Genomic DNA, 25,052 nt, shown 5'->3' with positions numbered 1-25,052 from the left:
ATTTCTTATACAGAGAGGAGATAAATGTACGAATACGACGTCATCGTGGTCGGCGGAGGCGGTGCCGGCCTTCGGGCGGCGATCGCGGCACAGGAAGCGGGGGCCGACGTGGCCATCGTCACGAAGCTCCATCCGGTCCGGTCCCACACCGGCGCAGCGGAGGGCGGCATCAACGCCGCGCTCCGGGATGGCGACTCCTGGGAAGACCACGCCTACGACACGATGAAAGGCTCCGACTACCTCGGGGACGCGCCGGCCATCGAGACGTTGTGCCAGGACAGCCCAGAGGAAACCGTCCAGCTGGAGCACTGGGGGATGGCCTTTTCCCGCGATGACGACGGTCGGATGAGTCAGCGACCGTTCGGCGGGCTGTCGTTCCCCCGGACGACATACGCCGGCGCCGAAACCGGACACCAGTTGCTTCACACACTGTACGAACAGCTCGTAAAGCGCGGCGTCGAGGTGTACGACGAATGGCACGTCACGCGGCTCGCGGTTACCGACGAAGAACGCCCGGAGGACAGGACGTGTCACGGCGTCGTCGCCTACGACGTCAAAACCGGCGAGATCGCGGGGTTCAAAGCGAACGACGGGGTGATCCTCGCGACCGGGGGCCCCGGACAGGTGTACGATCACACCACGAACGCGGTCGCATGCACCGGCGACGGCACCGCAATGGCCTACCGTGCGGGGGTGCCCCTGGAGGACATGGAGTTCATCCAGTTCCACCCGACGACGCTGCCCTCGACGGGGGTGTTGATCACCGAGGGCGTCCGCGGGGAGGGGGGAATCCTCTACAACGCGGAGGGAGAGCGGTTCATGTTCGAGCGCGGCTACGCGAACAACGCCGGCGAGTTGGCCTCCAGGGACGTGGTTTCCCGGGCGGAGCTCACCGAGGTGAACGAGGGTCGGGGAATCGAAGACGAGTACGTCCATCTGGACATGCGCCACCTGGGCGAGGAGCGCATCATCGACCGGCTGGAGAACATCGTCCACCTCGCGGAGGACTTCGAGGGCGTCGATCCACTCGAGGAGCCCATGCCGGTAAAGCCGGGGCAGCACTACGCGATGGGCGGGATCGAGACCGACGAGAACGGCGAGACGTGCATCGAGGGGTTGTACGCCGCCGGCGAGTGTGCCTGTGCGTCGGTCCACGGTGCCAACCGATTGGGAGGGAACGCCCTGCCCGAGCTGACCGTCTTCGGCAAGCGCGCCGGACATCATGCCGGGGGCAAAGAGATCGGGGAGGCGAAAATCGAGACGGGCAAACGCGGCGAGTACGAACCCGGCGATATCGCGGCGTCGGTCGAACTCGGCGAGGTCGACGCCTCCGGCGAACCCGTCGCCTCCGACGGCGGAACGGAACCCGAGGGATCGGAACCCGGGGGAACCGACATCGTCGAGCGCGCGGTCGCGAACGAACGCGAGCGCGTGGAGACTCTCCTGGAGCGCGACGACGGCGTCCACCACGCGGAGATCCGGGCCGAACTGCAGGAGTCGATGACCCAATACGTCAACGTGTTCCGCGAGGAAGAGGGACTCGAACAGGCGCTTCGGGGCATTCGGCGCGCACGGGGGCGGTATCAGGACGTCGCTGTCGCGGATCCGTCGCGGACGTTCAACACCGACCTGCTCCAGACGATCGAAACCCGGAACCTGCTGGATCTGGCGGAGGCGATCACCATCGGCGCGCTGGCTCGCGAGGAGTTCCGGGGTGCCCACTGGCGGAAGGAACACCAGACGCGCAAGGACGACGAGTGGCTCAAACACACCATGCTCTCGTGGAACGACGGCGATCCGGAGCTGTGGTTCCGGCCGGTCGTTCTCGAGGGCGAAGCGAAAACCTACGAGCCGAAGACACGCAGCTACTGATCCCCCCTCTGCGTTTCATTTTTTCGTCGAAAGACGCGTCGTCCCGGAAGCAACGTTTTCCGGAACTAGGGGATTCATAACGATCGATTTGTGGTAATTCATAGCAAGCCCTTTTACCTCGCCCTCGCAAGTCCAGGATACTCGGCCCGAACGGGCCGCGGCCAAAAACTATGACTGAAAGTGAACTCATCTGGCGGATTTCCGGCGGTTCGGGTGACGGCATCGCCTCGACCAGCCAGAACTTCGCCAAGGCGTTGATGCGGTCGGGACTGCACGTGTTCACGCACCGCCACTACCCGTCGCGGATCCGGGGCGGCCACACGTACACGGAAATCCGGGCGTCGAGCGAACCCGTCAAGTCGCGGGGGAACGGATACAATTTCCTCCTCGCGTTGGGGGACTCCTTCGCTCGGAACCCACAGGAGGACGCCTACTACGGGAACGAAGAACTCAAACCGCTCTCGGAGAACCTCGACGAGCTCCGCGAGGGTGGCGTGATCGTCTACGATTCGGGGCTGCTCGACGCAGGCGAGATCGAGGAGTTCGACCGACGAGCCGAGGAGAACAACTGGCACGTGTATCCGATCGACCTCCGCGGGATGGCCCGAGAGCAGGGGCGGGAGGTCATGCGGAACACGGCCGGCGTCGGTGTGACGTGTGCGTTGATCGGAATGGACTTAGAGTACATCCAGGACCTCATGCGCGAGGCGATGCCCGAGAAGATCCTCGAGCCGAACCTCGAGATCCTCCAGACGGCGTACGACCAGGTCAAAGAGGAGCACGACCCGGACGCCCACGACGTGGCGGTTCCGTCCGGGGAGCACGACGAACCGCAGCTTCTGCTGTCCGGATCGGAGGCCATCTCCTACGGTGCCATCGACGAGGGATGCCGGTTCATCGCCGGCTATCCGATGACGCCGTGGACGGAGGTATTCACCATCATGACCCAGAGTATGTCGCAGCTCGGGGGGATCTCCGAGCAGGTCGAAGACGAGATCGCGGCGGCGGCGCTGGCGCTCGGGGCGTCCCACGCCGGCGTCAAGGCGATGTCGGGCTCCTCCGGCGGCGGGTTCGCGCTGATGTCGGAGCCGCTCGGGCTGGCGGAGATGACCGAGACGCCGGTAGTGTTCGTCGAGGCGATGCGCGCCGGCCCCTCCACGGGGATGCCGACGAAGACAGAGCAGGGCGACCTCGAGCACGTCCTGTACACTTCCCAGGGTGACACCCACCGCGTGGTGTTCGCCCCGGGAACCGTCGAGGAAGCGTACGACCAGACACGGACGGCGTTCCGGATCGCCTACGAGTACCAGATCCCGGCGATCGTCCTGTACGACCAGAAGCTCGGCGGGGAGCTGATAAGCGTCCCCGAGAGCACGTTCGACCGGGAGCCGAACCCGGATCTGGGATCGACGCTGACGGAGGCGGAACTCGAGGACGCGCCGCACAACGCCGCGGGCAAGTACGAGCGATACCAGCACGACGTCGCAGACGGCGTGAGCCCGCGGTCGCTGCCCGGCCAGAAGGGTGGCCGGTTCCTCGCGTCGGGCAACGAACACGAGCCCTCGGGCCACATAAGCGAGAGTCCGGAAAACCGGGTCGCGCAGGTCGACCGGCGGAGCCAAAAGGTCGAAGCGATCCGGGCGGACCTCGACGACGAGGGCAACCAGACGCCACACGGCCCCGAAGACGCCGAATACGGAATCCTCACGTGGGGTAGCCAGCAGGGAACCGTCGAGGAGGCGGTCGACGAACTGAACGCAGCTGGTCACTCGGTCAAGTCGCTGGGCGTCTCCGATCTCGTGCCGTATCCTGTCGAGGAGGTCGAGGCGTTCCTCGAGAGCGTCGATGAGGTGCTGGTGGTGGAGATGAACGCGTCGGCACAGTTCCGCGGGCTCACCCAGAAGGAGCTTGGTCGCTACGGCGAGAAGCTGTCGAGCCTGCTGAAGTACAACGGCAACCCGTTCGAGCCGGCCGACATCGTCGACGGGTTCGAGTCGACGATGATCGACGGCAACGACGACGTGCCGGGCATTGAAACGACGTTCGTACCTGCAGCGGGTGATTAACTCATGAGTGCATTCAACGCAATCGGAGAGGAACGAGAGATCGACCGAGAGGAGTTCACGCCGGGAATCGAGCCGCAGCCGACCTGGTGTCCCGGCTGTGGCGACTTCGGCGTCCTGAAGGCGCTGAAACAGGCGCTTCCCGAGGTCGGACGGACGCCCGAGGAGACGCTTCTGGTGACCGGTATCGGCTGTTCGGGCAAACTCAACAGCTATCTCGACAGCTACGGTTTCCACACCATCCACGGCCGGTCGCTGCCTGTCGCCCGCGCGGCGAAGCTGGCGAACCCCGGGCTCGAGGTCATCGCTGCCGGCGGCGACGGCGACGGCTACGGGATCGGCGGGAACCACTTCATGCACACCGCCCGGGAGAACCACGACATGACCTACGTCGTGTTCAACAACGAGATCTTCGGGCTCACAAAGGGGCAGACCTCCCCGACGAGCCCCAAGGGGCACAAGTCAAAGACCCAGCCCCACGGCAGCGCGAAGGAACCCATCCGCCCGCTGTCGCTGGCGCTGACTTCGGGCGCCTCGTACGTCGCCCGGACCGCCGCGGTGAATCCGAACCAGGCGAAGGAGATCCTCACTGAGGCGATCCAGCACGACGGCTTCGCCCACATCGATTTCCTCACGCAGTGTCCGACCTGGAACAAGGACGCTCGCCAGTACGTCCCGTACACCGACGTCCAGGACTCCGACGACTACGACTTCGACGTCCACGACCGCGTCGAGGCCCAGGAGGCGATGCGCACCGCCGAGGAGGCGCTGTACGAGGGCGAAGTGCTTACCGGTCGGTTCTACGTCGACGAGACGCGGCCCTCCTATCAGGGGGAGAAACAGCGCATCGGCGAGATGCCCGAGACGCCGTTGGCGGAGCGGTACTTCGACGACGATTACGAGTGGGAACGCGCCTACGACGAGTTCATCGACAAACACCGGTAGCCAGACTCGCGGCCGACGCGTCGATCCGACGGTCGGAACCCCCTTCGATCACTAAAATCGCAGACTGAGGCGCTTTTTTCGGCCGACCAAACCCTGTGTTGTCGTAGCGGAAGAGCGTGGTCTGGTGGTCGACAAACGTTTTTGTAATTCGGAAGGTATTTTTCCTGTCCGGCCAAAACAGGTGACATGAGCGCTGCCCCGACGGAGGATCGAATCCTCGAGGCTCTCGAGGAGGACGCCCAGGCGTCGTACGCCGAAATCGCACAACAGGCCGGGGTTTCGAAACCCACCGTCCGGAAGTACATCCGCAAACTGGAGGAGGAGGGAGTCATCGTCGGCTACTCCGCGGAGGTCGACCCGAAGAAACTCTCCTCGCAGTCGATCGCGATGGTCGGGATGGACGTCGACAGCGGGCGGTATGTCGAGGCGACACGGGAACTCAAGCAGCTCGACGCTGTCGAATCGCTGTACACGTCTTCGGGAGATCACATGCTGATGGCGGAAGTCCGGGCCGGAAACGGGGACGAACTCGGTGACGTCATCGCGGAGGACATCCTGGGAATCGAGGGGATCACGGCGGCACACCCCTCGTTTCTCCAGGAGCGACTGAAGTGAGCGATATTGAAGTGAGCGATACTGAAGTGAGCGATACTGAAGTGAGCCACAATCAGGTCGGGTGAATGGCGTCCGTCGGCTCCAGAGAAGTTCTTTCCCAGTTTTCAAAAAAGGTTGTTCGGACCAACTACTAAGGCAGATGGCGAGTGACTCTGGAACTATGGGAGGTCTCGACACGGAGACGCGGATAGCGTTCACGCCCGAAGGGGAGACGCTTCACGTCCGCGATCTGATCGAGGGGAAGGAACTGATCGTCGAGGCCGACCGGGAAATAGATCCGGTGCCGGCGCTCACCGACCTGTTCGTGTTTCCGGTCGATCGGGCAGTTTCATTCGAGACCGAATCGATTCGTCTGCCGTCACACGGGATCGTCCAGCTTTACGATGAGGGCGGCGACTACCTCGAAAAGCTTCTCGACCCGGTTGAATACCCCCGGAGTGCGTATTTATTTGAGGTGGTCGGTGACGTTCGAACATACATCCGGGTAGAGGACATCGGGTTTTCCACCTCCGGACGGAACGACGACGACTCCTTTACCATCGAGTTCGACGACTCGACGACGGTGACCGTCGGGTCCCGGTCGCTTCATACCCGACCGGAGGGGACGATCGTCGTTCCCGACGATCCGACGGCCGCAATGGAGGCGATATCGCATCTCTGCTCCTCGATAAAGGAGTTCTCCGCCGAGCGATCGTGGCCGACGCTCCGTGGGCATCCGCCGCGGATCCGTCGGGGTGACCGGCTCGAGATTCCCGACTCGATTAACCGTCCCGAAACCGGCGTCCGGATCGAGATCCCACCGACGTATCCGGACGTCTATCGGATCGCACCGCTTGCGTTTTATTTGGGGGCGAGGGTCGAACCCGGCGATGAGGCCGCAATTCATCTGGAGAACGGTTACACCGAACCGCTTCGATCCTCGGGTCGATCGCTTTCCGAGACGGTCGAAGAACTGTTGAAGCGGTGTCTACTTCTGGATTCACTGGTTCGGATCGGGGGATACATTCCGTCACAGCGCTACGAGTACGAGGAGCTGGGACCGGATCTCCCGTTTTATCCGCCGAACCTCTATGACGCCACGCTGTCGGCCCAGTTGCTCGAGTATCTGGAGGTGGAGCGATCGGTACTGGAACCGTACTACCCCAACTGGAGTACGACGGCCGTCCTCCGATCCGATCCGGCGGACGTCGAACTGCTCCCATACCTGGTGCATACGCTTTCGCCGATACGCGTCAGCGAATCCCCCGTCGTCGGTAATGACGGCGAGGGGAACGGCGAAACCGTCCCGTATGGCCGGCTCGACGGCCGTCTGCCGGACGTTTCGGCCGACGGCAACGTCCCATCGGTGAGGTCGGAGGCTCTCCCTCCGAACACCGCCTTTTTGAACCCCGAGACGTACGAAAACGCGTTTGATCTCCCGCCGGCGTCTCCCGGAGCGGCGACGGTCGCACTCGTCACCGACAGCCCGGAGCGGGGACAGCGATGGCGGGAAACGCTGGAGGGACTGTCGGATGGCGGGATCGGGATCGATGCAGTCGAAACAATCGTTCGGCCGGAGCGCGAGCGCTTCCGGGCGCTCTTCGGGGGTGAATACGACATGGTGTACGCCGCGTTACCGGCAGAAAGCGACGAGGTTACGTGCGCGGACGGCACCGTTCGGCTTTCGGAGATCGAAGACGTTCGGACACGGTTCGTCGTCTTCGAGGACAGTCCATCCGTGACGGCGGTCGCGTCGGTGATCCGCAACGGCGGCGTTGCCGGAGCTGTCATCGCGGGTGCCGTCTCGGTCGATCAGTTACGGGAATTCCTCGAAGTGTTGGAGGTGGGATTGTCGCTGGGACAGAGCGTTCGTGTCTCTTCGTTCGGCGACCAATACGGGGTTAGATTTGTTGGCGAACCGGGTCACCAGTTCGTGGCTGGACAAAACTCTTCTGCCCCCTACGTCGTCAATTTCGAGCCAGTTGGCGCCGAGCATTACGAGGTGACGACGGACAGCTTCCTTTCGGTTACTCATCGGGTCGGAGAAGAGCTGCATTTCCACGCGAGTTGGATGAACGATCGAGCACATTTACTCGGGACTCGTCGGAGCGATCATACCCCGATGTCCAGGGACGAACTCCTGGAGTTGGCAGCCTTCGACGATTCGATTATCGAAACTCGGGAGACGACCGTTGCCGATTCCGAACGGTTCACGGAGAAGGACCTCAGACGTGCCGTCCGCCGGTCGCGATGGGACCGATCGGACCGGGAAGTCCCGGAAGCCTAGCGACCAGGTGCCGTCGAACGCATCCTCGACGCCAACGCGTCGCTTATAAGTTCCGACGGGGCCCAGTCTCGGGCATGATCGGATTCATCGGCGGCAGCGGCATTTACGAGGCGCTTCCACTGGGGAACGTCCGGAAGAAGGAGTACGCGACCCCGTACGGCGAGCCGAGCGCGCCGGTGACAATCGGCGAGTTTGGCGACACCGGCCGCGAGGTTGCGTTTCTGCCCCGTCACGGACCGAACCACGGCAAGTCGCCGAGCGACCTGCCGTACCGCGCGAACATGTACGCCCTGAAGCTCGCGGGCGTCACCCACGTCTTTGCGTCGAACGCGGTCGGCAGCCTCAAAGAAGAACTCCCGCCGGGAACGCTCGTGATCCCGGACAACATCTACGATCGGACGAAACACCGGGAGCTGTCCTTCTATGGCGACGGGATCGTGGTTCACCAGCCGTTCGCGGAGCCGTACAGCCCGGAACTGGTCGATCACCTGACCGAGTCGGCTCGGGAGGCGGTCTCGGACCGCGGGATCGACGCCGACGTCGTGAAGGGCGGGACGTACGTCTGCATCGAGGGGCCGCAGTTCTCCACGAAGGCGGAAAGCGAGTTCTACCGCTCGCAGGGGTGGGACCTGGTCGGGATGACCACGATCCCGGAGGCGAAACTGGCCCGCGAGGCGGAAATCGCCTACGCGACGATCTGTGGCGTCACCGACTACGACGTCTGGAAGGAGGACAGCCAGGTGACCCTGGAGGAAGTGCTCGAGAACGCCGAGCGGAACCAGCGCGCTATTGAGGCGACCGTCGAGGAAGCCGTCCGGACGCTGCCAGAGGATCACACCTGCGAGGCGCACTCGGCGCTCGAAGGCACCGTGAACACGCCGACGGAGGCGATACCGGAGGAGACCCGCGATCGGGTGGAGCCGCTCGTCGGCGAGTACCTTTAAAAGAGAGAAAGGGAGAGATCGGGCCGGGACGGACCGCTACTCTTCGTCGTCGTCGTCTTTGATTTCCGCGAGCCGGTCCACGAGGTCGTCAGTCGAGGCGTCCGACTCGAACGTGAGTTTCCCCTCGTGGTCGTTCTCGTGGACGTTGACGCCCTTGCTTTCGTCCGCGTCCACTTCCTGATCCTGTTGTTCGGACTCGTCGTAGCTTCCAAAACCCATATGTATGCTAGTAGCCGCGGCGAATTAAAACACCCGGTCCGCGCCCGCAGTCTCGTCGCTCGATAGACACGTTTCGGAAACCGACCCAGCAGCCGGGCCGATCGCCCCGTCTGGCCTATTCGGCGTCGGTGTTGGCGTCGCCGTCGACTTCCGTCTCGCCGTCGGGGTTCTCGACCTCGACGTCGAAGGAGTCCGAGATCGAGACGGTTCCGTTCTCGCTTTCGTATCCCCGGACGTCGACGACGAGGTCGAGATCCACCGTCGTCACCTTCGAGTCGCCCGCATCGAGCGAATTGTCGCTGAAGTCGTCCTCGGTAATGTCGGAGTCGACGTCGGTGATGTCGTGCTGGGTAAAGGTGATTTGGAACCAACTATTAGTATCCGAAAATTGGCCTGTGCTACTTGTATCTGTACTCTCGACCTCATCACTCGATTCGTCATCGATGTCTTCCAACACTACGTCATAAATTTCGTCTGTCTGACCGTCCACAGTCGCTTCCAGCGTCACCTCGACCTCGTCGACCCCTTCGGAGAAGTTCATCCAGTCCACCTCGATCACTGGAGCCACGTACACCTTCTCCACATCGCCGTCGTTGTCCTCGACGGTGGGCGTGTCGGCGGCGGTGAACTCCGAGGCCTCGGCGTCGACGGCGGCCGTCGAGCCGACGATGTGGTTTGCGAGACCGGCCGCCAAAAGCGTGGTACCGGCGGTCGTCCCCAGTCCCCGGAGGAGTCCTCTTCGCGTGCGATTCGACTGTCCGTCTGTATCGGTATGGTCGTCACTCATCGTTGTATAGCGCTCGGTCGCTACCCGACTGGTATGATTTCTTTCAGTCCTCAACGACTGGCGGATGTGCGGTTACGCCCGTCCTCGACTTACGTGTCGGAGCAAGTCCCCAGGTCGTTCGCACCGCCTGTCGAAGTTTGCTATGTCATCTATTTTCCCAACTATGTAGGTACTGTATAAATGTTCCTTTCTATCTAAAAATTTATTAGTTGAACAGTTCGTTCGGGCGTCAGATAATGTGTAACTTCAGGCGCCGGCCGAAGACGAATACCTTAGTTATCGGATCGGTTTCCGGGGGCTCCGTTTCCGAGCGGGTTATCCACGGTCTGTTCGTCTACAGTGATGCTCGCGATCTTTCCGCCCCACTCGCGGTCAATTTTATTGTCGCTGTCGGAGAGGTCCACGGTCACGTCTTCCTCAGTACCGCTGTGCATCGTAACGGTCACGTTGTACTCGCCGTCGATATCGTCGGAGAACTCGACCTGTCCGAAACCGAGGAATGTAACGGTCAGGTTTCCAGTTCCGTCACCAGTCGTGTTCACGTTCTCGAGTGTCTCCGATTCAGTATCGGTGGTCGGACCGCAGTCGACGTCGATCTCCCGGGTGATATCAAAACTCGCGGCTCCTGCCTCGCCGGTGATGTCGAGTTCGACTGAACCCCGCTCGGTTGTCCTCGTACACTCTGCCGTCACGTTAGTACGCTCACCTGGACTGAGAGACGTTTCCCCCGGTTTCACTAAACCGGTGACAATTACATCACTCTCGCCGTCGACAGTCACCGAGAGTTCGTCCATCTCGCTCGCGAACTGGTTGGTGATCGTCAACAGGTGAATCCGGTCGTCCTCGTACACTTGGTCGCCTACCTTTTCGATCCCCACGTACGCCTCGTCGTCTGGAACCACACTCACGTCGACGCCTCGATCGGCAGTCATCGCCGAGAAGCCGCCGGTCCCGGCGACCAGCAGCAGGATCCCCAGTACCGCAAACAGGACGCTCAACCGCGTGAGTGGGCTCATGGCTGATCACCTCTCGCGTTCCATCTCCGGCGGCATCTCGCCCGTCCCCAGCCGCATCTCGGAGGTGTAGTACCGGTGTGCGAGCGATGACACCAGGAACGCGACTACGATGAACACGCCCCACGAGAGGTCGGGCAACAGCGTGAACGGGTACACCCCAATCCAGACGGCGGCGTACAGCGCCGCCGACACCACCGAGAGACCGAGGTAGTACTCGCTCCATGGGATCTCGTTCCCGTGGATGACGTCCATATAGATCTCGACGTCGTCCATCGCGGGCGTCGGCTCGACCACCCCTCGGTCCTTGTTGAACGAGACGATCCCCACCTCGTCCATTTTCGGGAGGTGGGATTGCTGTAAGGCAGTGTATACCCGCTTTCGCTCGTCGTAGGACACCTCCCCAGGATCTACCTCGTTCTCCCAGGCGGCGACCTGCTCGGCCAGCGTCCCCAGGTCGACCTGCCCGTCTGCGCCCTCCGCGTCGCGTTTGAGCGCGTGCAACGCGTACCGGCGCCGCCGGTTGGCTAACACCTCGAACAACTCGTTTTCCGTAACTCGGCCGGTCCCCCCGCGGCCAGTGGCTGACGCGACACCCATCTCAACTATATCTGTTGCTGCGAATACTCTTAAAGATAAACGACCGTTCTACCTTCCACCCCCGTTCAGGCGGCTCTTGAGAGTTGGTGTCAGACGTCTATCTCCTGTCGGGATCCTGTACTCGGAGCTATGTCGATTGATTCTCGCGTTTAATCGACGATTAGCGGCCGGCCGAACCACCCGATTTCTGGCGTCCCTCCCCCGCTCCGTCCGTATCGGGAATTTCAACCGTGCTCTAACCGTTCTCGCGACGATCGTGTGTCGCGCCGATGATCGCCCGGCTGACGATCGATCTGGGCTGTCTCGTGGTGACACTTCGGCGGGCGTAAAACGTCTCAGGGACCCCCTGAGCGTCATCGAACCAAAAAACTGTCCTGTGGCGCCGCTTCAAACGGATCAATACCTTATATACACGGTCACTATGTGCAACCGGAAGCGGTGTTTGCGTTACGGACGCCTGGTGGTGGGTGCTGGGGAAACCCCGGTGGGGGACCGATCGACGGCGGAGCTGGTCGGCGGCGACCGACGAGACGGACGCGAACCCGAGGACAAAAGTATCAAACGATGGACCGGACGCAGTTCTTGCTCCTCGCGGCTGTGCTCGCCAGCGGCCTCGTGATAGTGGCGACAGCCGGCGCCCCGATTGACGGGCTCACGTTCGAGGACGGGATCGACGTGATCGGCCCGGACGACGAGGTCGACGCGACCGGACATCTGGAGCTCGAACCGCACGATGGTCCGAATGGCAAGTACGCCTACTTAAACGAGGACGACGAGATCGAAATCGCCATCGGCGCTTCCAACCCGAACATCGATGGGGAGCGGGGCGTCAACGTGGAAGCGGGGACGACGATACACGACGTGTTCACGGTGACGTACAACGCGTCGACGATTCAGAATGAAACGCCGGTGAAGGTGTGGATCGAGCACGGCGACGATCCGGACACCGACGTCGCGGAAAGTGAAATACTCACCTTCACCAGCGACGGCGACCCGATCGAAGGCGAGAACGCGAACCTCACGCTGGAACCGAACGAGACAGCATCGATCGGCCTGTCTGTCGACTCTACCGGCGTAGAGCCGGGCCTGGTGGCGAGCAACTTCACGATCTACGCCAAGTTCCCCACAGAGACGGAGATGGAGGAAAAGACCGTGACAACGACCCGGACTCGTTTCGCCTTCTCCTCGCCGGAACCCAACGTGTGTGAGGGGACGGTGTACAACGCCATGGGTGGAGAGGAGACCCGTATCGACGCCTGCTCGGTGAAGATTGCCGACGGAGTCACGCTCGAGTCGGTGTCGTTCACGATGACGTTCGACGACACCGTCGACGTCCGTCTCGAGGGGAGCCCCATCCCCTTCTCCGACCGGTCCGCGCTCGATCCGACCGAAACCGGCGCCGCCCCGCTCGGCTACTTCACCGCCGAGTACGAGCCGAGGGTCGGGGATGCGACGGAGGTGACGGACCGCAGTTACGACGTCTTCGTGTCGTCGGAACGGCTCGCGACGCCCGGCATCGAGACGCCCGGAACGGTACGCGATCCCGGTCCGATCGCCGAACTCGATCCGGAGTCGATCCGGCTGTACGGCTTCGATCCGGCAAACGAGAGCTGGACCCCCCTCGAAACGGAGGTCGTGGAAACGACAGACGAGGGTGTGCTCCTCCGGACCGACTCGGATGGGTTCCCGGTGTACGCGGTCGGCGTCGACGCCCCGGTCCTGCGCGTCGAGGAGACGACCCTCGAGCCATCGACCGTCGCGGTCGACGAACCGACGACGATCACCGTGACGCTCGCAAACGACGGCCTCGCCGGGGGAGACGTCCAGCTCACCCTGGAGGCGAACGGAACGGTGATCGCGACGCCGACGGTCACTGTACCGGCCGGTGAGTGGACGACCGTCACGTTCGACCACCCGTTCGACGAGCCGGGCGTTTACGAGATCACCGTCGATGGGGAGGTGGTCGGAAACGTCACCGTCGAGGCTCCGCCGACAGAGGAGCCGCCGGAAACCGAGGAACCGCCGGCCGAGACGCCCGCCCCCGAGGAACCGCCGGCAGAGACGCCCGAACCCGAGGACACCCCGGCCGAGATCGACGAGCCGTTCGACTGGATCGAGGAGCCCGCCGGGCTCGATCTCGAGCGGACCGTCGGGCTCGTTTTGTTCCTCGCCATCGTCCTGGCAACGACATATCTCGTCAGGCGGATGCCGCGGAGATGACGCTCTAATTCATGAACGGTACACGCGAATCGGAGGATTTGCGCGTTGATGACGGCGAACTGCCTCCGTTCTCGACGGCGCTGTGGACGCTCGTTCGTCCCCGCGAACTTGTGGTGCTTGCGGTGTTTCCTGTGTTGATCGCGGGAACCTTTCTGCTTCCGGAGGAGACGAAGCGTGCACTGACGTTCGCCTACACCGATCCGACGGTGATCACTGCGTACGTCTCTCACTTCGTTCACCTCCGCAGCGATCACCTCCTCGCGAACATGCTCGGGTACGCGCTCGTCGTGCCGACGACCTATCTACTATCGGTCTTGGCAAGCCGTCGCAGACTGTTCTGGACGATGTTCGCCACGGTGTGGCTGGCGGGGCCGTTCGTGCTGTCGGGACTGAACCTCGCTTTCCCACGGGCCGCGATCGGGTACGGCAGCTCCGGGCTCATCATGGCGTTTTTCGGCATCCTTCCGGTCGCGCTGTACAACTACGTCCGTCCGCTATTCGTCTCGGACCTGCGCTCGCGAGACCTCCCGGTGCTGTTTTTCCTCGTTGTCGGGATCATCAGCGGAATCGTTCTCCCGCGGTCGGACGCGACGGTGGCGATCGCGGTCGTCTCGGGTGTTCTGGCCGTCGTGTATGGCGGCTACATCTTCGTCCGGGAGCGTCGCGCCCGAAAGACGTTCGGCTCCCCGGCACGTCCAGTACGGCCGTTCGGATACGTCGAACTCCCCGTCGTCGGTGTAATTCTGCTCGTCGGCTACCCTCTGGTCGGGTTCCCCTCGGAGCTCGTCGCAGCCAATCGCGTCGTCAACCTCTACGTCCATTTCCTGGGATTCGCGGTCGCGTTCGTCGCGACGTACGTGGGCGAGGTGACTCACGTGCTGGCAGAGACCTCCCACGGGGACGCCGAGTGAGCACCCCATCGACCGAAACTATAAGACGGCGACCGGCAAACGGTGCAAAAGTAACAACAATGTCACGTCGTCGGGGCATGCGGGGGGAGAGAGCCGCCAGCAACGGGTGGCGTCGACCGAGTTCTCGCGAACCGAGCCGAGGTAGATCTCGTGGTCGAAAGCGACACAAGAGTGATCGAACGAGTCGCGGAGGAACGCCGCCATGAACGAACGCACCCTCCGGATCCGTGCGTTCGTCGATTCCAACTGGGGCGTCCTGCTTGCCGTATTCTTGCTTTTGGCGCTCGCCGGGGGATGGTTCGCTTACGGTGCGTACGTCGATCCGCCCGAGGAGACCACGTCCGAGGTGATCTCCTCCTGGAGCGTCGACGCGGAGTGGAGCCACAGCGCGACAGTCACGGAGGACAACACCGTGTTCCCTGTCGGAACCGAACTCGAGGATCGGACCACCTACTTCGGCGCGATCGCGCCGACTCTCTCTGGCGTCTTCGAAGTGGGCTACACCGCAACCGAGGCGTCGGACGTCTCGATCGACGCCGAGAGCACGCTCGTCGCGAGGTCGGTAGACCAGGAGACTGAGACGGTTTACTGGTCGGAAACTGACGCGCTGGATACGGCGTCGACCGACGGGATGGATCCGGACGGAACGGTCGAGACGTCGTTCTCGATCAACACCACTGCACTCGACGAGCGGATCGGGCAGATCCGCGACGAGATCGGTGCGGATCCGGGGACGCTCGAACTGTTCGTCGAGACGACGGTGACGATCGAGGGGACCTTCGACGGCGATCGGGAGGCAGCCGAACTGACCTACGAGCTACCGCTCGAACTGGACGGAACGACCTACAGCGTCGACGACCCCGGGCCCCAGAGTGAGGTGTTCGAGCGAACCGAACCCGTCTCCGAACCGGTCGAGCCGGGAGTTCTTGGAGGCGTCATCGCGCCGATTCTCCTGCTTTTGGGCCTCGTTGGCGCGGCAGGCGTCGCTGCGGGGCGCCACACCGGGCGGTTCGCGGTCGACGACGCCGAGCGCGACTGGCTCGCGTTCCGAGACGACAGATCCGAGTTCGACGAGTGGGTGACCCGGATCTCGCTGCCCGAGGAAGCGCTCCGGCGGCCGACGGCCCGCGCCGCGTCGCTACAGGATCTCGTCGACTTCGCGATCGACAACTCCGCGGGAGTCGTCGAAGATCCCGAACGGAACGCGTTCTTCGTGATCACCGACGAGTACGTGTACACGTACGAACCGCCAGCGGGTCCCGATCCCGGGCGGGATCGCGACGGCAGCGACGAGTCAGTTTTGCCGCAGGATAGCGGCGGTGATTCGACGACTGACGACGTATTCGAATCAGAGGAAAGCGTCGCTACGTCCGCCTCCGAGCCCGAACCGGAGGACGACGCTCCGGCTGGGGATGGAGAGAACGGAACAGTATCGAGAGACGGCCACGTCCCCGGGCCCGCCGACGGAAACGGTAGTTCCGGTGAAGACGGGCGTTCTGACGGGGCATCCTAGCCGTTAGGTGTCATCGACGTCGGGGGAACCTGCAAACCCGCCGGTAGTTCGCCGGACCGACCACACGTGGATCACCGCCGATCCCATGAATCCGACGACGACGCCAGCGATCCAGGCTTCGACCGGGAGCAACGTGAACGGGTACAGTTCGAGGGCCACCAGCCCGAACACCGCAAGCGTGACCAGCGACAGCCCGAGGTAGTAGCCGCTCCAGGATATCTCCTCTGCGCCGACGACGTCGAGGTAGACGTCGTACGTCTCGATCTCCGGTGAGGGATCGACGATCCCTCTATCCTCGTCGAACCGCACGAGACCGGCCTCGTCGAGTCGCGGGATGTGAACCTGCTGCAGGGAGGTGTACACCCGATGCCGTTCGCGTTCGGTCACCTCCGCCACGGTGGTGTCGTGTTCCCACGCTGCCACCCGGTCCGCGAGATCGCCGACTGCAACGGGTCCGTCGGCGACGGACAGCGCGTGGAGGGCGTATCTGCGTCGCTCGTTGCGCAGGACCTCGTAGACGTCCTGTGTTTCCCGGCGTTGGGGCTCGTCCCGCTGGAGTAGCTCCCCCCCCTTCGCATCGCTGGACGACCCGGGCACTACCCTATATTGGGGGGTTGCTTCGGCATAAGTGTTCTGTCAGGGACACGAACGACGGCTGCCGACCCGACTCAGTCTGCGTATTTCACTCGATCCGGGCAAGCAGGTTCATCACGAAGGCGGTGCGCAAAAGCGATGCGGACTGTCCCCGTTCGAACACCAGGTCGTCGGTGTCCATGACGTGTTCGAGTACGTCTGTGGAGGCGTGTGCGGGTGCAGCCGCGATTCCGGTGTCGTGTTCTTCCGCCCATCGCATCACCCGTAGATCGGACTTGCTGTCGCCCATGACAAGCACGAACGGGTCCTCGATATCGAGCACGTCGAGGGCGGCTTCGACCCCGGCGACCTTGTTGAGTTCCAGCGAGCCGATCTCGGCGGCGTCTGCGTGGTAGTAGGCGACGTCGATCCGTTCGAAGAGCGCCCGCACGGGGTCGGGGACGTCGTCGGCTCCGATCGGGGCGGTTTCCCCTTCGGTTTCCAGCACGTCGCGGATCTCCGGGTCGACGGCGGCGTAGAACGCCCGGGCCCACGCTGGGCCCACCTCGAGGTCGAACTCCTCGGTGGAGTGGGTTCGATCCACGTCGCCGTCGTCGTCGACGCGTCCGGCGACTGCCTCCCCGAGCAGATCGAGCAGGTACACGAGCCCCGAGTCGATCACGGCCTCGGCGCGGGAACTTCCGGTCTCGAAGTTGGGTTTGAGCGTGACGTTGAACTCGTTGCCCTGGAGGTGACACCCGCGGCGGATCTGCTCGGGCGCGTCCGGCAACACCCTGGAGCGGATCTCGTCGAAGACGGAGCGAACCCCCTCGTCGAGATCCTCGTACAGGAGCTGTTTCGTCCGGGAGCCGTGGCCGGGCGTAAACACGCCGGTCCCGGCCTCGTAGACGATGCTCATCCTCCCGGAGTGGACGATCTCGTTGCCCAGCCCCTGGATCATGAACCCCTTTACGTTCTCGAGGGTCTGACCGGTGCAGATGACGATCGGCACCCCCGCTTCGTGGAACTCTGTCAACACGTGCAGCGTGTCGCGCGGGATCTCGTTGTCGGTTCCCCCCGCGGATCGGAGCGTTTCGTCGACGTCGAGTACCAGCGCGTTCAGGGCCCGATCGTAGGTGTTGAGGAGATCCAGCGCGGTGAACGCCGACTCCCGGTCGGCCCTGGCGGCCACCTCCGCGAACACGCCGCCGGTGGGGAACGCGGTCCGGATCTCTTCTTTCCGGCGGTCGAGTTCGTCGTTTGCGTCCTGCCAGTGGTCGAGTGCGACCCGGGAGTCGACAGGCGGGAACAGGTCGACGAAGTCCTGGTACTCTCGGAGCGTCTCGGTGTCGAACTCGTCGTAGAGCCTGTAGAGGAGATCGTACCGTTCCATCCCGCCGAACTTCGCGTCCCAGTTAGTTAAGTGCGTCCCGGACGGCAGCTATTTCGGATCGCTTTCCGTCTCGAACCAGTCGATCGCGTCGTCGATCGAGTGACGCGGCGGCGAGCAGCTGAACTCCCGGCAGGCGTACACTGTCGGCTCGCCGTCGACTGCCGCTCTGTTCTCCCAGATGGGGGGTGCCTCCGACAGCCCCAGCGTCTCGAGCCACTCGCCGAGTCCGGCCGCTGTCGGCGGCCGACGTGCGAGGACCGATCCCGGAAGGTACCGTTCCGAGAGGGTTTTCCGCCAGGCGTTCGGGAGTTCGTCGGCAGCGATCGTCAACTCGAGTGACCCTCGCCGTCGACGCTCGGCAGCCCGGACGAGGGAGACGTGTTCGATCGGGCTCGCCCGGATCCGGTCGGCGTGGGTCCGGAGGATGCGGTCTGCACGGTCGCGGAACCCGGCCTCCGGCGCGAACGCGTCGAGTTCGACGAAAAGCTCAGTCGCGACGCCGAGGCTCGACGGCGTCGATCCGTCGGTGAACTCCTGAGGACGGACCTGGAGCTCTTCTCCCGATTCGGGCGTGTAGTACAGCGTCCCGTCCTCTTCGTCCCAGAACTCCGCGACTGCGGCTCTGGAGAGCGAGAGTGCAACCGAAAGGGGTTCGACGTCTCCGGTCGCCTGGTACAGGTCGAACGCACCCCGCGCGAGGAACGCGTAATCGTCGAGATAGCCCGGGCCCACCACGTCACCATCGAGCCACCGGCGGTCCAGCCGCCCAGCCTTTCCAGCGTCGGAGTTCCACAGTCGATCCCGAAGGAACGAAAGCGCCTCCCGGGCGGTGTCTGCGAGCCCGTCGTCTCCAAGAACCAGCGCGCCCCGTGCGAACGCCGAGATCGCGAGTCCGTTCCACGCCGCGATCACCTTCCCGTCGCGGTCGGGGCGGGGACGGCTCTCCCGAGCCTGGAACAGCGACTCGCGGCCGTCTTCGATCGCCTCCTCGACCGCCTCCAGGGACATGTCGTGGTCGTCGGCGATCGCGTCGACACCCTTCGAAATCGTCGGGACGGTGGTTCCTCCCTCGAAGTTCCCGCCGTCGGTGATCCCGTACCGCTCGCAAACGACGGTTGCAGCCGGCTCCGAAAGCACGTCTCGCACCTCTTCGGGGGTCCAGACGTAAAACGCGCCCTCGGTCGGGCCGCCGTCGCGCCCGGCGGGCGGTTCGCTTTCGGCGTCGAGCGTGGCGGCGAACCCGCCGTGATCTCCCTGGAACTCCCGGGTCAGGAAATCGAACGTCTCGGTAGCGACCCGGGCGTACTCCTCGGTTCCCGTGATCCGATACGCGTCCAGATACACCGGGGGTAGCAACGCGTTGTCGTACAGCATCTTCTCGAAGTGCGGGACCGTCCACTCCCGGTCGACGGCGTACCTGTGGAATCCCCCGCCGACGTGGTCGTACATCCCGCCGGCTGCCATCGCGTCCAGCGTCCGCGTCACAGCAGACAGTGCGGCCTCCCTGCCCCCTTCCGTGGCGCCGTACAAAAGCAGGTCGAGGCGTCCGGGCTGTGGAAACTGCGGGCCGTCGGAGCCGAATCCGCCGTGATCCGCGTCCGCGCTTCGCAGCGCGGCGTTCGTCGCCGAGGCGAGCAGATCGCTTCCCGTCTCGTCGTCCAGACCGAGCGGATCGCCCCCATCGCCGCCGGCCGCTTTCGGGCTCCCCGAGGACCCTCCGACCGATTCGAGGTTACTTCGGGCCGCCTGAATCCACTGTTCGGCGCGCGACTCCATCTCCTCTCGCTGGGCAGGATCTGCCCAGGAGTCGGCGATCCGCCGGCAGAGCTCTTCGAATCCGGGTCGGCCGCGTTGCGGCTCCGGCGGGAAGTACGTCCCCACGTAGAACGGCTTCCCCTCCGGCGTGAGCCACGCCGAAAGCGGCCAGCCACCGCCCCCGGTGACGAGCTGACACACCGTCATGTAGAGACTGTCGACGTCGGGCCGATCCTCGCGGTCGACCTTGATCGGGACGAACTCCTCGTTTATCACCGCCGCGATCGACTCGTCGGCGAACGACTCCGACTCCATTACGTGACACCAGTGACACGCCGAGTAGCCGATAGAGAGGAAGATCGGGCGGTCCCGCTCGCGGGCGGCCGAAAGCGCTGTTTCGTCCCACGGCTGCCAGTTCACGGGGTTGTCGGCGTGTTGCCGGAGGTACGGGCTGGCCTCCTCGCCGAGACGGTTCCGGGATAGCGGATCAGACATGCCAGTACCTTGGACCCCACGCCGAAAAGCATGTATCCCGCGGGACGGTCAGCCCGCGGAACGGTCAGCCCGCGGGACGGTCAGCCCGCGGAACGGTCAGCCCGCGGGACGGTCAGCCCGCGGAACGGTCAGCCCGCGGAACGACCCCCTGGTCGGCCGCGAATTCGGGCCGGCAACCGGTTCATCGCATAAATCGGGCCGGCTACCGAATCAAACGTAGCTCTCCTGGTCCTCGAGCACGGAATCGAGATACTCGTGTGCCTCCTCGAGTATCTCCCGGGGACCGTCCTGGGTGATGGTGTTTATCGCCTGTTCGTAATCGCGCCACTGGAGGTCGCGGTGCTCCTTCGACAGCTCCGCGCTCGCCTCGAACGAGTGCGCGATGAACAGGTGAACCGTCTTGTGGATCGTTTTGCCGTTCGCTTCGAAGACGTAATCGTAGTCCTCGCGGAAGCCGTCGATCAGCCGGAACTCTTCGATTCCGGCCTCCTCTTTGACCTCCCGTATCGCCGTCTGCTGGAGCTCCTCGTCGCCTTCGACCCCGCCTTTGGGGAACTCCCAGTCCCCCGGTCGGCTCTTCAGGAGGAGATACTCCCTCCGATCGCGGGTGTCGCGGAAGAGGATGGCTCCAGCGCTGGTCGCTTGGACCGCCATTGACGTCAGGTAAGCTATCGCCAGTTAAATGGGTGTCGGAGGGACAATCGTCTCGGTTTCGATGCCGTGTCCCGTCACGTGACTCTCGTTCGGACCCATCCGACCGTCGATCCCGCGGATTTATATCGCATGAAGGACACGTCGGAGGTGATGAGTCTGCCCGAGACACTCGCGACACGTCTGGACGACGAGGAGGCCGTCGCGACGGTCCCGCTGGGCGGCGACGACCGGCTCGTCGTGACGCCGTCTCGGACCCTCGTTTACCGCGCGGAGGGGTTGCTCTCCGACGAATCCGTCGAGGAGTACCCCCACGGCGCCGAACGTCTCACCGTCTCTCGGGGGCGACGGAAGGCGAAACTCACCTTCGATTACGGCCTCGACGGCGAGCGGACGGTCTCGATTCCGGCAAAGCGGCTCGAGGACGCACTACACCCGGTGCTCGCCGGGACGCTCAGCGCGGCCGGGATCACGGATCCGGGCGAGTCTGCGCTCAGAACCTTCCGATTCAGCGAACTGACGCTCGTCGTCACCAGCGACCGCGTCGTCAAGCACATCGGCGCCGCCGTGTGGGACGACGACTACGAGGAGTTCCACTACGACGACGTCTCAGACCTGCAGTTCGAGGAAGGATCGGTCGCCACGTCGGTCGTGTTGACGGTCGACGGCCGACAGCAACGGTTCAAGGCGCCAAACGAACAGGCCCGGGCGGTCCAGGAGACGCTCGTGGACGCGCTGTGTGACCACTACGACGTGGCCAGCCTCGAGGAGTTCCGGCTCGCGGTCCAACCGGACGAGGAGGGCGGGGAGGAGGCCCCCGATCCGACCGACTTCGGGGAAGGCCCGGATCCCCTCTCGGCGGAACCGGCCGAAGGCGACGATACCGACGACGGTATCTCCGTTTCGGAGACCGGCTCTGGGACTGCGGGGGTCTCGTCACCGTCCGACGCGGCGAGTCCGGCGTCGGGAACCGAAAGCGAGGACGGGTCCGAAACCGCACGAGTCGACGCTGTCGACGACGCGATCGACGATGTGCTTTCCACCGCCGAGTCCGGTGATTCTGGGGCGGAAGCCGGAACCGGTACGACCGCCGGACGTGGTGCCGCGCAGGAGGCGACACCCGATTCGGCGACTCACGACGGGACCGACGCCGGAACCGACGCCGGAACCGACGCCGGAACCGACGCCGGAACCGACGCCGGAACCGACAACGGATTCGAAGGAACGTTCGAGCCCGCACGCGCCGCGGACGGAGACTTCGAACGGCTCCTCGAGGAGGTCGAAACGCTTCGAGAGACCGTCGAACGGCAGGGTGAGCGGCTCGATCAGCAGTCACAGCTCATCGAACAGTTGATCGAGGAGCTCCGCCGCGGACGATAACGCCGACTCGTCAGTCTCACTCGCGTCCGAGGACTTTTCTGACACACGAGGAGCCGAACGGGCCGAGCTCGCCGGCGTCGAACCGGACGAAGTGGCCGGTCGCGATCGAGGCTCCACACCGTCGGCACTCGAACTCTCCATCGCGCTGGATCACCTGACTCTCGAACCTGACGAACGTTCCGCCCCGTCGGACACGGATCCGCCCGTCCTCCCGGTCGATCAGTCCGCGCCGGTCGGCAGTGTCGAGGATCTCCCGGGTGAGCGAGGGGCTCGTGGTGATCGTCTCGATCCGGTCGACGACCGCCGACATCGGGAGATCCTCGTCCTCGAGGTTGGCAAGCAGCTCGAGACCGAGTTCCCGTTTGCGCTGTCGCTCGCTCACGCAGCCACCTTGTCCGGGGGAGACAATAACGGTTTTCGCACCGGTCGATCGCGGACGGATGTTCGCGGTCGAGGCCCCACGACCGACCACAAAGCGTTTGTCCGGAAGGCCGGGAACAACCGTCGAGGGATCGACCGTGAACCGTCGACGAATCGCGATCGGGACTGCCGTGCTCGTCGTCGTCCTGGTGGGGGCGTGGACGACCTCGCCGGAGCGTGCGCTGTCCGCGCTCGTCTGGCTCGCCGACCGTCCGGTCGCGTTCGGTGCAGTTTTGCTCGCGGTCGCGGTCGTTCGACCGTTTCTCGCGTGGCCGACCACGCCGCTTGCGATCGCTGCGGGGTACGGCTACGGCCTGTGGGGTGTCCCGATCGGCGTCGGGTTGCTCACGCTGACGGCTGTGCCGCCGTACCTCATTGCGGTCCGAACGGTCCCCGACGGCCGGGTTTCGGCGGCGGGCGCACGCCTCGTCGACGCGGGTGGCGGCGTGCGGACCGTGACGGCGAGTCGGTTGCTCCCGGCGCCCTCGGACGTGATCACGGTCGCGTGTGGCGCCGCCCGGGTTCCGCCGCGCCCGTTCCTTCTGGGGACGGCCGCCGGCGAACTCCCCTGGGTGATCGCGGGCGTCCTGATCGGCGTCTCCGCGGAGTCGCTGCTCGCCGACGGGCTGGTTCTGGACTGGCGGTTCGTCGCCGGACTCGCACTTCTGGGCGCCCTGTTGCTCGCCGGCCCCGTGTATCGAGTGTATCGCGGTGACACCGCTCCGGCGGGAACTACCGAAGCGTAGCGCGGACCGGCGCCCTCTCGGCGCTCCTGGGTCGATCCTCGTTTCGCGATCGTGGATCCAGCTACTGTGGTCGCTACTCGCGGGCGACCCGCGTGAACGCGTCGAGGTGGTCCCGTATCTCGTCGGCGACGGCGACGGGTTCCTCGTGTTGTACCCAGTGGGTCGCGTCCTCGTGGGTCTTCAACCGACCGTCATCGCAGTACTCGAGGCTCTCCCTTGCCATCTGATGTTCCAGGTATTGATCCTGTGTACCCCAGATCACGAGCGTCTCCGGTTCCACGCGCGCCGACTCCGGACGGGGACGGTCGCGGCCGACGGCCCGGTACCAGTTCACCATCGCAGTGAACGCCCCCGGACGACTCCAGGCTCGTCGATACCGCCGGAAGTCGACCGGCGAGAACGTCCCGGGGAGGCTGCTTTTTTGCATTCCCCGGACGAGCAGTCGCCAGTTTCCGGCGCGGGCGACCGCTTCCGGGATCCGTGGGAGCTGGAACCCGAGGATGTACCAGCTGCGGAGTCGCTGGGTCCACCGCTCCCTGAGCCGGCGATACATGACGGTCGGGTGTGGGGCGTTGACGGCCACGAACGACGAAACCCGCTCGGGACGGTGCATCGCGAGCCACCACCCGACCGCTGCGCCCCAGTCGTGGCCGACGACACCGGCGGTTTCACGCCCGTGCGCCTCGACGATCCCGGCCACGTCGGCGGCGAGTTCGTCGATGTGGTACGGCGACACCCCCGACGGTTTCTCGCTTTTGTTGTACCCGCGCTGATCGGGGACGATGACGCGATAGCCCGCGTTGGAAAGCGGCGCGATTGCCTCGTGCCACCCGTACCAGAACTCCGGAAAACCGTGTAATAATACGACGAGTGGACCCTCCGAGGGCCCGGCGCGAACGGCGTGCAACTCGGTCCCGTTCGTTCGGATCCGGACCGACTCTCCCGGCACCTCCGGGGGGATCTCCGGGAGGTCGTCCCCGCTCGCGGTTTCGTCTCCGGACATGTCCGGACGTACGCTCGCCCCGGATTTATAAATCCTGGCGACCGACGGGCCGACCGTTCGGATTCGATTCCAAATCGACGATGGGGGTGTCCTGCAGAAAGGAAACTTTCCGGCCCACGACAGACACGATCGGCCAACGAAAAGGGGGAAAAAACTCGGCGGCGTACCTGCATCCATGAGTGACACCGGTTTGCTCCGAACACTGCTTCTTGCGGGAGCGGTATTGCTTTTCGTCCCGCTCCTGCTCGGCTCGATGTTTTCGTTCGGAGGATCGACGATGATGGGTGAGGGAATGATGGTGTTCGGGCCACTGATGTTCGGCGGCTGGCTGCTGTTCTGCGCGCTGGTGCTCGGCGTCGGCTATCTCCTGTTAACCGGGCGGGAGACGGGATCGGAGCAGGCAGCGCACGGCGAGCGCGCACGGGAACGCGAGGAGACGGACGACGAGGCGCTCGCGACGCTGCGGGATCGGTACGCACGCGGTCACCTCGACGACGAGGAGTTCGAGCGGAAGGTCGAGGCGCTGCTGGAGACGGAGTCGCCCGAAAGCGCCAGGGACCGGATCCGAGATCGGGAGCGGTGAACCGATTCCCTCGCCGGCACAACACGACGACTCCTGCCGAGACCACGTGCGAAGCCTACAAATCCGGTGCCGGCATTGTTCGAAC

The 25,052-nt window shown here is 64.2% G+C and carries 22 protein-coding genes; 12 read left to right on the top strand and 10 right to left on the bottom strand.

The genetic code is table 11. The features are described 5' to 3' along the window. The first annotated feature begins 24 nt into the window (after positions 1 to 24). The 6 genes from AArcSl_RS05715 to mtnP all read left to right on the top strand — a co-directional run bounded on the left by AArcSl_RS05715 (position 25) and on the right by mtnP (position 8,705). Positions 25 to 1,872: an FAD-binding protein gene (locus AArcSl_RS05715; RefSeq protein ID WP_119816264.1), complete on the top strand. Its 1,848-nt coding sequence runs from the start codon at positions 25 to 27 to the stop codon at positions 1,870 to 1,872. Positions 1,873 to 2,042: 170 nt separating this feature from the next. Further along, a complete protein-coding gene (locus tag AArcSl_RS05710) occupies positions 2,043 to 3,938 on the top strand; it encodes a 2-oxoacid:acceptor oxidoreductase subunit alpha (protein ID WP_119816261.1) in 1,896 nt (631 codons plus the stop codon). 3 nt (positions 3,939 to 3,941) lie between these two features. After that, positions 3,942 to 4,880, top strand: a complete 939-nt coding sequence (locus AArcSl_RS05705; RefSeq protein WP_119816258.1) for a thiamine pyrophosphate-dependent enzyme — start codon at positions 3,942 to 3,944, stop codon at positions 4,878 to 4,880. A gap of 186 nt (positions 4,881 to 5,066) precedes the next feature. Then, positions 5,067 to 5,495 carry an HTH-type transcriptional regulator LrpA1 gene (gene lrpA1, locus AArcSl_RS05700; RefSeq protein WP_119816255.1) on the top strand — a complete coding sequence of 143 codons (429 nt, stop codon included), beginning with the start codon at positions 5,067 to 5,069 and terminating at the stop codon, positions 5,493 to 5,495. Positions 5,496 to 5,655: 160 nt separating this feature from the next. Beyond that, a complete protein-coding gene (locus tag AArcSl_RS05695) occupies positions 5,656 to 7,761 on the top strand; it encodes a hypothetical protein (RefSeq protein WP_119816252.1) in 2,106 nt (701 codons plus the stop codon). A gap of 74 nt (positions 7,762 to 7,835) precedes the next feature. After that, entirely contained in the window at positions 7,836 to 8,705 is an 870-nt protein-coding gene (mtnP, locus tag AArcSl_RS05690; protein WP_119816249.1) for an S-methyl-5'-thioadenosine phosphorylase, read from the top strand. A 36-nt stretch (positions 8,706 to 8,741) separates the two neighbouring features. Here mtnP and AArcSl_RS05685 read toward each other — a convergent pair whose 3' ends face one another. The 4 genes from AArcSl_RS05685 to AArcSl_RS05670 form a co-directional block, all read right to left on the bottom strand. Next, a complete protein-coding gene (locus AArcSl_RS05685; protein WP_119816246.1) occupies positions 8,742 to 8,924 on the bottom strand; it encodes a DUF5786 family protein in 183 nt (60 codons plus the stop codon). Between the two features lie 115 nt (positions 8,925 to 9,039). Continuing rightward, positions 9,040 to 9,711 (bottom strand): casein kinase II subunit beta family protein, encoded by a 672-nt coding sequence (locus AArcSl_RS05680; protein WP_119816243.1) that lies wholly within the window; start codon positions 9,709 to 9,711, stop codon positions 9,040 to 9,042. A gap of 272 nt (positions 9,712 to 9,983) precedes the next feature. Then, complete coding sequence (locus tag AArcSl_RS05675) at positions 9,984 to 10,727, bottom strand: hypothetical protein (protein WP_119816240.1); 744 nt, start codon at positions 10,725 to 10,727, stop codon at positions 9,984 to 9,986. 6 nt (positions 10,728 to 10,733) lie between these two features. After that, the gene (locus AArcSl_RS05670; protein ID WP_119816237.1) at positions 10,734 to 11,324 is read right to left on the bottom strand and encodes a DUF7344 domain-containing protein; all 591 of its coding nucleotides are present in this window, start codon (positions 11,322 to 11,324) and stop codon (positions 10,734 to 10,736) included. Between the two features lie 564 nt (positions 11,325 to 11,888). On the opposite strand from AArcSl_RS05670, the gene AArcSl_RS05665 reads away from it, so the two are divergent. From AArcSl_RS05665 to AArcSl_RS05650, 3 genes are all read left to right on the top strand, one after another. Next, positions 11,889 to 13,544 (top strand): DUF1102 domain-containing protein, encoded by a 1,656-nt coding sequence (locus AArcSl_RS05665; protein ID WP_119816234.1) that lies wholly within the window; start codon positions 11,889 to 11,891, stop codon positions 13,542 to 13,544. An 11-nt stretch (positions 13,545 to 13,555) separates the two neighbouring features. After that, positions 13,556 to 14,455, top strand: a complete 900-nt coding sequence (locus AArcSl_RS05660; protein ID WP_119816231.1) for a hypothetical protein — start codon at positions 13,556 to 13,558, stop codon at positions 14,453 to 14,455. Positions 14,456 to 14,657: 202 nt separating this feature from the next. Then, complete coding sequence (locus AArcSl_RS05650; protein WP_119816225.1) at positions 14,658 to 15,968, top strand: DUF5305 domain-containing protein; 1,311 nt, start codon at positions 14,658 to 14,660, stop codon at positions 15,966 to 15,968. A 3-nt stretch (positions 15,969 to 15,971) separates the two neighbouring features. Here the strand turns inward: AArcSl_RS05650 and AArcSl_RS05645 are convergent, their stop codons facing one another. The 4 genes from AArcSl_RS05645 to AArcSl_RS05630 all read right to left on the bottom strand — a co-directional run bounded on the left by AArcSl_RS05645 (position 15,972) and on the right by AArcSl_RS05630 (position 20,838). Beyond that, entirely contained in the window at positions 15,972 to 16,565 is a 594-nt protein-coding gene (locus AArcSl_RS05645) for a DUF7344 domain-containing protein (protein ID WP_119816222.1), read from the bottom strand. 85 nt (positions 16,566 to 16,650) lie between these two features. After that, positions 16,651 to 17,934, bottom strand: coding sequence for an HAD family hydrolase (locus AArcSl_RS05640; RefSeq protein WP_119816219.1), 1,284 nt, complete (start codon positions 17,932 to 17,934; stop codon positions 16,651 to 16,653). Positions 17,935 to 17,982: 48 nt separating this feature from the next. Beyond that, complete coding sequence (locus tag AArcSl_RS05635; protein ID WP_119816216.1) at positions 17,983 to 20,184, bottom strand: thioredoxin domain-containing protein; 2,202 nt, start codon at positions 20,182 to 20,184, stop codon at positions 17,983 to 17,985. Between the two features lie 210 nt (positions 20,185 to 20,394). Continuing rightward, on the bottom strand, positions 20,395 to 20,838 hold the full coding sequence (locus AArcSl_RS05630; protein ID WP_119816213.1) for a bis(5'-nucleosyl)-tetraphosphatase: 444 nt from the start codon (positions 20,836 to 20,838) through the stop codon (positions 20,395 to 20,397). Between the two features lie 129 nt (positions 20,839 to 20,967). On the opposite strand from AArcSl_RS05630, the gene AArcSl_RS17030 reads away from it, so the two are divergent. Continuing rightward, positions 20,968 to 22,215: a DUF7115 domain-containing protein gene (locus AArcSl_RS17030; RefSeq protein WP_119816210.1), complete on the top strand. Its 1,248-nt coding sequence runs from the start codon at positions 20,968 to 20,970 to the stop codon at positions 22,213 to 22,215. A 16-nt stretch (positions 22,216 to 22,231) separates the two neighbouring features. Here AArcSl_RS17030 and AArcSl_RS05620 read toward each other — a convergent pair whose 3' ends face one another. Further along, positions 22,232 to 22,597 carry a DUF5830 family protein gene (locus AArcSl_RS05620; protein ID WP_119816207.1) on the bottom strand — a complete coding sequence of 122 codons (366 nt, stop codon included), beginning with the start codon at positions 22,595 to 22,597 and terminating at the stop codon, positions 22,232 to 22,234. A gap of 136 nt (positions 22,598 to 22,733) precedes the next feature. Here AArcSl_RS05620 and AArcSl_RS05615 point away from each other — a divergent pair, with 136 nt between their 5' ends. After that, positions 22,734 to 23,381: a TVP38/TMEM64 family protein gene (locus tag AArcSl_RS05615; protein WP_119821746.1), complete on the top strand. Its 648-nt coding sequence runs from the start codon at positions 22,734 to 22,736 to the stop codon at positions 23,379 to 23,381. Positions 23,382 to 23,454: 73 nt separating this feature from the next. Here the strand turns inward: AArcSl_RS05615 and AArcSl_RS05610 are convergent, their stop codons facing one another. Next, a complete protein-coding gene (locus AArcSl_RS05610) occupies positions 23,455 to 24,384 on the bottom strand; it encodes an alpha/beta fold hydrolase (protein ID WP_119816205.1) in 930 nt (309 codons plus the stop codon). 175 nt (positions 24,385 to 24,559) lie between these two features. Between AArcSl_RS05610 and AArcSl_RS05605 the strand changes: the two genes are divergently transcribed. Beyond that, positions 24,560 to 24,967: an SHOCT domain-containing protein gene (locus AArcSl_RS05605; protein WP_119816203.1), complete on the top strand. Its 408-nt coding sequence runs from the start codon at positions 24,560 to 24,562 to the stop codon at positions 24,965 to 24,967. Positions 24,968 to 25,052: the final 85 nt, after the last annotated feature.

The organism is Halalkaliarchaeum desulfuricum (assembly GCF_002952775.1).
GTDB lineage: Archaea > Halobacteriota > Halobacteria > Halobacteriales > Haloferacaceae > Halalkaliarchaeum > Halalkaliarchaeum desulfuricum.
This window is presented reverse-complemented; position numbering and strand designations above follow the sequence as displayed.

Bases quoted from the DNA above. Each gene is read 5' to 3' on its own strand.
- AArcSl_RS05715 (WP_119816264.1), top strand. From the start codon at position 25: ATGTACGAATACGACGTCATCGTGGTCGGCGGAGGCGGTGCCGGCCTT.
- AArcSl_RS05710 (WP_119816261.1), top strand. From the start codon at position 2,043: ATGACTGAAAGTGAACTCATCTGGCGGATTTCCGGCGGTTCGGGTGAC.
- AArcSl_RS05705 (WP_119816258.1), top strand. From the start codon at position 3,942: ATGAGTGCATTCAACGCAATCGGAGAGGAACGAGAGATCGACCGAGAG.
- lrpA1 (WP_119816255.1), top strand. From the start codon at position 5,067: ATGAGCGCTGCCCCGACGGAGGATCGAATCCTCGAGGCTCTCGAGGAG.
- AArcSl_RS05695 (WP_119816252.1), top strand. From the start codon at position 5,656: ATGGGAGGTCTCGACACGGAGACGCGGATAGCGTTCACGCCCGAAGGG.
- mtnP (WP_119816249.1), top strand. From the start codon at position 7,836: ATGATCGGATTCATCGGCGGCAGCGGCATTTACGAGGCGCTTCCACTG.
- AArcSl_RS05685 (WP_119816246.1), bottom strand. From the start codon at position 8,924: ATGGGTTTTGGAAGCTACGACGAGTCCGAACAACAGGATCAGGAAGTG.
- AArcSl_RS05680 (WP_119816243.1), bottom strand. From the start codon at position 9,711: ATGAGTGACGACCATACCGATACAGACGGACAGTCGAATCGCACGCGA.
- AArcSl_RS05675 (WP_119816240.1), bottom strand. From the start codon at position 10,727: ATGAGCCCACTCACGCGGTTGAGCGTCCTGTTTGCGGTACTGGGGATC.
- AArcSl_RS05670 (WP_119816237.1), bottom strand. From the start codon at position 11,324: ATGGGTGTCGCGTCAGCCACTGGCCGCGGGGGGACCGGCCGAGTTACG.
- AArcSl_RS05665 (WP_119816234.1), top strand. From the start codon at position 11,889: ATGGACCGGACGCAGTTCTTGCTCCTCGCGGCTGTGCTCGCCAGCGGC.
- AArcSl_RS05660 (WP_119816231.1), top strand. From the start codon at position 13,556: ATGAACGGTACACGCGAATCGGAGGATTTGCGCGTTGATGACGGCGAA.
- AArcSl_RS05650 (WP_119816225.1), top strand. From the start codon at position 14,658: ATGAACGAACGCACCCTCCGGATCCGTGCGTTCGTCGATTCCAACTGG.
- AArcSl_RS05640 (WP_119816219.1), bottom strand. From the start codon at position 17,934: ATGGAACGGTACGATCTCCTCTACAGGCTCTACGACGAGTTCGACACC.
- AArcSl_RS05635 (WP_119816216.1), bottom strand. From the start codon at position 20,184: ATGTCTGATCCGCTATCCCGGAACCGTCTCGGCGAGGAGGCCAGCCCG.
- AArcSl_RS05630 (WP_119816213.1), bottom strand. From the start codon at position 20,838: ATGGCGGTCCAAGCGACCAGCGCTGGAGCCATCCTCTTCCGCGACACC.
- AArcSl_RS17030 (WP_119816210.1), top strand. From the start codon at position 20,968: ATGAAGGACACGTCGGAGGTGATGAGTCTGCCCGAGACACTCGCGACA.
- AArcSl_RS05610 (WP_119816205.1), bottom strand. From the start codon at position 24,384: ATGTCCGGAGACGAAACCGCGAGCGGGGACGACCTCCCGGAGATCCCC.
- AArcSl_RS05605 (WP_119816203.1), top strand. From the start codon at position 24,560: ATGAGTGACACCGGTTTGCTCCGAACACTGCTTCTTGCGGGAGCGGTA.